The following is a 6,207-nucleotide window of genomic DNA, read 5'->3' on the forward strand; positions in this document are numbered from 1 at the left end:
GCCTGACGCCGGACGGCATGCGCTCCGGCTGCGGCGAGTTACGCGGTCAGGTCGCGACCGGCGACGGTCCGGCGGGACTGCCGAGAAGCTGCATGATGCCGGTCATGTCGAGGACCCGGCGGACCTGTCCGGCGGCGTTGACCAGGATGAGGTCCACGCCCATGTCGGCCGCGTGGTGGTGCGCGCCGACCAGAATGCTGAGCACGATGGAGTCGATGAAGGTCACCCGCTCCAGGTCCACCTCGACCGCCCCGGCCTGGGAGATCGTCTCGTGCAGCAGACCGTCGAGTCGATTGGCTCCCGACATGTCGATCTCACCGAACAGCGTCAGGACCCTGCGGCGGGCGCTGGCGTCGACGCGCCAGTGCCAGGTCTGCTCCGGGGGCATCGTCACTGTTCCTCACCTACGGCCGACCGGGTGGGGAGCCGCGCCGTCACCGAGGCGCTGGTTCCCTGGCCGGCGGTGACGATCATCAGCCCCCCGGTGAGCTGCTGGGCCAGCCACAGGCCCCGATGGCCTACCTCCCCCGGCGCAGGTAGGGCGACGGCCACCTCATCCAGGCCGGGCCCGTGATCGCTGACTTCGCAGGTGAGCATGTCATGGTGCTGCGACAGCCGTACCTCACCGCTGCCCCCGCCGTGGCGCACCGCGTTGGTGACCAACTCGTGTACCGCCAAGACGAAGTCCTCCAACCCGTGGTCCACCAGACCTGCCGAGTGAGCCGCCGCGGCGACCGCGTGTCGCAACCCGGTCACCCTTGCAGCGGTCACCGATTCCGACAATAACGTCACTTCGCCTCCGATACGAGAGGCGTCCGTTCCCGTACCGGCGTCGTCCGTCCCGCCGCTGCCCATGGTCGGACGCTACACGCGCCGGCGACCAGCCGCTTTCGGGCACGGCCGGCCGCTCGAATGGCGGTGCCCGGACCACCGGGCCTGGCGGCTGCCCTGTCCTGCGGCACCAGCGGCCCGCCGACGACTTCACGCGAGGGCGCGGCGGTCAGTCGTGCTGTCTCGTCCCACGATGCTTCCGCGTCTCGTTCTGCCGCAGGGCTTCCTCGAGTTGGTCTTCGAGGATGATGATCCGACAGGCGGCCTCCAAGGCGGTGCCCTGGTCGACCATCTCGCGGGCCCGGGCGGCCAGGCGTAGCTGGTATCGGGAGTATCGGCGGTGCCCGCCGGCGGAGCGGTGGGGGGCGATCAGTTTCGCCTCGTCCAAACGGCGCAGGAAGTCCTGCGAGGCGCCGAGTATCTCCGCGGCCCGACCAATGGTGTAGGCGGGGTAGTCCTCGTCGCCGAACATGTCATCGGGGTTTTGCCCCATGCCACCTCCACGTCGAGGGCCCCGGCGCTCACGCGCCGGGGCCCAGGGTTATGGGTCAGAACACCATCTGCCGACATGACCGTCGGCTCGTCGTATCCGCACCAGCCGCAACTGAGGGCTTTGGGTGCGAGGATCGCATAAGCGTGACCGGAGACCACCTCTCTTCGATGGAAACTGCGGTGTCCGCCCGGCCTGGGTTGACGGCCGGCGGCGGGCGATCCAACGGTGTACGGCCCTCCCTTTCCTCTGTTTCCTCTTTCCCTTGCTGACGTGCGGTCCGCCGGTGTCGGAGCCCACGCGACTTCTGGCCCCGTACAGGTGCGGCGAACATCAGCTGGAGCCCTGAGACTGCCTGGCCCCACCTGCGGTGCCCCGTCGCACAATCACGTCAGGGCTGGCGTGCTTCTATCGCCGTTCGTGAGGAGCGGTGAAACCACTCCCGTTCCTCGCTGCCCGTCGTGACCTCACGGCCGGGCGGTCCGTCTGCGTCTTTGGTGACCCTCTGTTCTCGACGGGAGTAAGAGTATCCCGCACCACCGAGAATGTCTAGTTGGTTCGGCATAGATTTTCTATCCGCTCGTCGGCAGGCTCGGCGGCCAGGCGGGGGGCGTCGGGGAAGGCTGGTGGGTGGCGCGGTCGGTGGGCGGCGGGTCCGTGGCGATTCTCGATCTGGACGGCACCGGCCCGCTCGAGATGCTCGCCGAGTCGAAGTACGAGGACATGTGGCAGCAGGCCCCCGGCGAGCCCTGTGGCCTCATCACGACTCTGCGACTCGTAGGCCCCAGGAATCAGCACGGCGTTCCGTCGCCGGACCTGCTTCGCCTGGTGTCGGTGCAGCAGCAACGGCCGGCGGACTTCGCGGACTCCGATGTGTGGATCATCCACTTCGGGTATCGCCTGCTGGGTAGTTGAGCGGCGGACAGGGCCGGGCCAGGGGCTAGGAGCGTGGCAACTGGGGCGCGGCGTCCCCGCGTGTCCGGGTGAGGCGCCCGCTCGCGGTGGCGGCTGAGGCCGGGCCCTGGCGCGGGAAGGGACGGGGCCGGCCGGTGCCGGGCCGCCGGCCCCGGTCAGTTTCCAGAGGAACCGAGCTGTCGTGCCTCGGCGATGGCCGCCTCGACGGACTGGCGGGTGGCGCCGGTGCGTTGGACGACCAGTGTCAGGACCTGCCTGATGCTCTCCAGGGCCGACAGCATCGGACCGGGTTGCCCGCCCTGGAGCACCATGGTGGCGAGTTGCCGGGTCTCGCCGAGCTGGCCGATGGCCCTGGTCGTGGTGTCGCGGACACCGTCGACGGCGTTCCGCACGGGGGTGAGCCCGGTGATGGTCTCCTGCGGGGTGGCCCGGTGGGGGACCGCCGCCGTGGTCTTCGTCGCCTCGCCCAGGGATGTGGCCAGCCCGTTCAGGACGCCCTGGATTTCCGAGACCGCGGCCTGTACCCGGGTCATGCCGGCCGCGACGGCGGCGAAGCCGGCGGCGGCGGCACGCAGGGCCACCTCCTGCGCCTGCTTGTGGGCGGCGGCGGCCAGCCCCTGTGCACGCTCGACGCCGGTGGTCAGTGTCCGCAGCTCACCGGTGATCTTTTCGACGTGCGACACGGCGGGCTTCTCTCGATCGGGGGCGGCGAAGAGGTCGGTACATCGACCGTACCGATCAGCCGCCGCCCCCGCTGTCCGCCGGGCCCCCCGGGGTGTCCGCTGCCGCATCTGTGACCATCCGTGGCGGGTGCTCGGCCCGGAGGCGGGGCACCACCAGAGCAGCCAGGACGCGGCGGAGCAGGTGGTGGCAGCCATCCTGGCCTCCGCAGCTGGCCGGACGCCCTCGCCGGCGACCTCCTGACGCACTGGGACGATGTCGGACCGCAGGAGCCGGTCAGCCGGCGGTGACGTCGTTCCGCCCGGTGCCGACCGGTTCGATCAGGCGCTGGGCGATGCGGACCAGCGCCACCCGGCGCAGCGCGTCGCGGGGGTAGCGACGCTGGTTGCCGGTGGTGCGTCGGCTGCTGATCAGGCCCTGGCGCTCGTAGAAGTGCAGGGCTGAGACGCTCACCCCGCTGCGGGAGGCGAGCTGTCCGACGGTGAGTTCGGACTGGTCGGGGCGTTGGTCAGTCATCGTGGTGTCCCCTGCCGTCGGATGGGGCATCGGGGCCGGGTGGCGGCCCGCCGACCGGCCCCTGGGCGAGCAGTCCGGAGGCGACGTCGAGGACCGGCTCGGCGACGGCCTGGATACGTTCGCGGGTGTCCTTGCGGCGCGCGGTCGGCCTCTTCCTTCGCGCCTTCCCATTGAACTTCCGCTCGCCTGGCCCGCTTCGTCCACTGGTGCCGGCTTTCGTGACTATCCGGACCTGGACCTGGTCGGCCCGGCGTGGAAAACCTCCGGCGTCTCGGCCGCCGAGCTGTTCGACTGGACATGGGCCGCCCCGGGCCGAGGTCAGTCCCGGTGGGGCTCCAGGACGACCACCGGAATGTCCCGGGTCGTCTCGGCGGCGTACTCGTCGTACTTGGGAAAGATTTTTGCCATCAGCTCCCACAGGCGCGGTCGCTCCTCGGGGGTGGCGAGCCGGCCCGCCGCGGCGAACTTGTCCGCGCGCACCTGGACCCTGACCTTCGAGTCCGCCAAGAGGTTCTGGTACCAGTTCGGGTTCCTCGGCGAGGCACCGTTGGAGGCGACCAGGACAACCCGGTCGCCGTCCCGGCCGTAGATCAGCGGCGTGCGGATCTGCCGGCCCGTGCGCCGCCCCCGCGTGGTCAGCAGCAGCGTCGGGAAGCCGTGGTAGTCGTGACCGTCGGCCCCGTCGGTGGCCAGGTACCGCTGCACGTGGTTCTGCACGTCGGGCAGGGGGCTGTTGCGTACCCCGTCCGCGTCCGGCTCGCTCGACGGAATCACCGATCCGGCCCGGCTCGGGGCCGTCAGCGCCGCGAACAACACCTCCTCCGGCTGTTCGCCGAACATCGGCGGGGCACCCTCGATCCGGAAGAGCGGCACACTGGTGATCCCGGCCTCTCGTACGAGACGCAGCGCGGCGCGAACCTCCTCGGTACCGGAGTCGTCGGGGGTGACGCCGACCTCGGCGGCCAGCCGGGCCAGCGTCCCGGCGTCGCCGATGTTCAACCCGTCGGTGAAGTGCGCGCGGAACAGCCGCTCCACCATCGCCTCTCCCCGGCCCTGGTGGGCGGCCTGGGCGACGAGCCGGTGCGCCCCGAACGTCCCGGTGGCGATGGCCCGGTCGTAGTGGAGTTCCAGCCCGTCCTTCACCGCCTCGGTGACGAGGTAACCCAACTGCTGCACCGTCTTCTCGCCGAAGCTCTGGGTGAGCGCCTCGATCAGTGGCATCCCCTCGGTGGGCACGCCGGGCGCAAGCTCGAAGGGGGCGAAGCGGATCTCCACCTCGCCTCCCCCGGCCCGAAACCGCTCGGCGGCCCGGGCCAGTCGGGCGTACCCGATGTACGAGTGCACGCAAATGAGGTCCAACACCATGTCCACCTGGACCTTGGCATCTCCGATCGTCATCTGCTCAGTCTCCGACCTCAACAGCGGTAGAGGTCAATCCGGTCAGTCGAGCCGGGCCGCCCGTGGCAACGCCGGAATCAGCACGGCCGCGACCGCGATGTGCAGCAGGGCCAGCGTGAGCTGGTTGGCGGTGCTGAAGCCGGGCATCTGCCAGGGCAGGGTGACGAGGAAGACGATGGTCGCGACGGCGGTCCAGATGAGGCCCCCCGACGCTTGGTGATCTTCTCCAGCACCGCGAGCGAGGCCCAGCCGGCGAGGCCGGCGAAGAGCGACGCGAAGATCACCGCACCGAGGGCCAGGTCGATCTTCTCGTCCGAGCCGTACTGCTTGGGAACGGACACGTCGGCGCCGAGGATCGGCACTGCGACGACCCAGACCAGGGTCGCCGCCCCCGTGCTCTTCCTCGCCGCCGCCGAGATGGCCGGCGGCCAAGAGGAGGCGGCCTCGCTCCAGCGCTACGGAGGCGGCCTCACCTCCGCTCCGGGGTGCGGGGCCCAGCAGGTCCAGGCCCTGCCACGGCACCCGGGCGGTCAGCCCGCACAACAACACCGGCCGCCCCGGACCGGCCCTTCCGTCCGCAGCACGGGGCAGCGCTCGTAGACGGCGTTGAACGCCGTGGCTACCGGGCAGGTAACCGGCGAACTGGTGGAACACCAGAGTCCGCTCCGCTCGGCCACCGACCGGATCCGGACGTACGCGTACTGGTGCGGCCGTCGGGCGCATCGACCCGGCCGGGACGCCCTGCGGCGCGACGGGGTGGCGTTACGGCAGCGACTGGTCACGGCAAGCAGCAAGCAGGCGCCGACCCGGTCGCGTGTCGAAACCGTGTCCCGGGCCCCCGGCGGTGTCGGGCTGCGGGCCGGCGCCGGTACCCGGCCCTTGACCTGCCGCGCGGCGTATCCCGGTACCGCCGGTGCTCCCGCCGATCGCCGATCACGCTGGCATACTCGCCAGCCATGGTGCTGTCACGTGGGTGGACCCTCTTCCTTGTCGGGGTCGGCGTCTGGACCTGGGTGATCTGGCCCCGGTTCGCCGTCGCCATCTGGAACGACCCGCGCTCCTGGGCGGGCGGGACGGTGGGCGAGGGGACACCGACCGGCTTCCTGTGGGTGCACGCACTGCTGATCGCGGCGTCACTGGCGATCGGCACGACTGTGGGTGTCTTGGGCGTACGGGGCTGGCGAGCGGCCCGTCGCCCGACCAACCGACCGTGAGCTGCCGGTATTCTTGATCGCAGATGGTGTGACGCGGGCCGCTGCGCGCCGATTTGACGATCAAACTCCGGACGCGTAACTTTCTCTCTGCCAGCGCGGAACGGACGAAACAGGGCGAAAGACCTGGAGGCCGGAGCGCGGGACAGGCAAGCCGGCGCTGAG

At 70.7% G+C, this 6,207-nt stretch carries 8 protein-coding genes and 3 pseudogenes; 2 read left to right on the plus strand and 9 right to left on the minus strand.

From position 1 onward, the window contains the following. Positions 1 to 46: 46 nt before the first annotated feature. The 3 genes from OG559_RS13085 to OG559_RS13095 all read right to left on the minus strand — a co-directional run bounded on the left by OG559_RS13085 (position 47) and on the right by OG559_RS13095 (position 1,324). Positions 47 to 388 (minus strand): STAS domain-containing protein, encoded by a 342-nt coding sequence (locus OG559_RS13085; protein ID WP_405116626.1) that lies wholly within the window; start codon positions 386 to 388, stop codon positions 47 to 49. Positions 389 to 390: 2 nt separating this feature from the next. Then, the gene (locus OG559_RS13090; protein ID WP_405115534.1) at positions 391 to 855 is read right to left on the minus strand and encodes an ATP-binding protein; all 465 of its coding nucleotides are present in this window, start codon (positions 853 to 855) and stop codon (positions 391 to 393) included. 145 nt (positions 856 to 1,000) lie between these two features. Next, complete coding sequence (locus tag OG559_RS13095; RefSeq protein ID WP_405115536.1) at positions 1,001 to 1,324, minus strand: MerR family transcriptional regulator; 324 nt, start codon at positions 1,322 to 1,324, stop codon at positions 1,001 to 1,003. Positions 1,325 to 1,978: 654 nt separating this feature from the next. Between OG559_RS13095 and OG559_RS13100 the strand changes: the two genes are divergently transcribed. Beyond that, positions 1,979 to 2,236 carry a hypothetical protein gene (locus OG559_RS13100; protein ID WP_405115538.1) on the plus strand — a complete coding sequence of 86 codons (258 nt, stop codon included), beginning with the start codon at positions 1,979 to 1,981 and terminating at the stop codon, positions 2,234 to 2,236. 155 nt (positions 2,237 to 2,391) lie between these two features. Here OG559_RS13100 and OG559_RS13105 read toward each other — a convergent pair whose 3' ends face one another. The 6 genes and pseudogenes from OG559_RS13105 to OG559_RS13130 form a co-directional block, all read right to left on the minus strand. Beyond that, positions 2,392 to 2,919 (minus strand): DUF6244 family protein, encoded by a 528-nt coding sequence (locus tag OG559_RS13105; protein WP_405115540.1) that lies wholly within the window; start codon positions 2,917 to 2,919, stop codon positions 2,392 to 2,394. Positions 2,920 to 3,238: 319 nt separating this feature from the next. Then, positions 3,239 to 3,433 (minus strand): annotated as a pseudogene (locus tag OG559_RS13110) (MerR family DNA-binding transcriptional regulator); the annotation flags it as partial. A 318-nt stretch (positions 3,434 to 3,751) separates the two neighbouring features. Continuing rightward, the gene (locus OG559_RS13115) at positions 3,752 to 4,204 is read right to left on the minus strand and encodes a nitroreductase family deazaflavin-dependent oxidoreductase (RefSeq protein WP_405116628.1); all 453 of its coding nucleotides are present in this window, start codon (positions 4,202 to 4,204) and stop codon (positions 3,752 to 3,754) included. Positions 4,205 to 4,246: 42 nt separating this feature from the next. Further along, a pseudogene (locus OG559_RS13120) lies at positions 4,247 to 4,831 on the minus strand (DsbA family protein); the annotation flags it as partial. 42 nt (positions 4,832 to 4,873) lie between these two features. Continuing rightward, positions 4,874 to 5,080 (minus strand): DUF6069 family protein, encoded by a 207-nt coding sequence (locus tag OG559_RS13125; RefSeq protein WP_405116630.1) that lies wholly within the window; start codon positions 5,078 to 5,080, stop codon positions 4,874 to 4,876. Then, positions 5,047 to 5,250 (minus strand): annotated as a pseudogene (locus OG559_RS13130) (DUF6069 family protein); the annotation flags it as partial. The pseudogene OG559_RS13130 and the gene OG559_RS13125, both read right to left, overlap by 34 nt. A gap of 537 nt (positions 5,251 to 5,787) precedes the next feature. Between OG559_RS13130 and OG559_RS13135 the strand changes: the two are divergent. After that, positions 5,788 to 6,045, plus strand: a complete 258-nt coding sequence (locus OG559_RS13135; protein ID WP_405115542.1) for an SCO4848 family membrane protein — start codon at positions 5,788 to 5,790, stop codon at positions 6,043 to 6,045. Positions 6,046 to 6,207: the final 162 nt, after the last annotated feature.

Origin of the sequence: Micromonospora sp. NBC_01405 (assembly GCF_045040155.1) — a bacterium.
Classification (GTDB): Bacteria; Actinomycetota; Actinomycetes; order Mycobacteriales; family Micromonosporaceae; genus Micromonospora.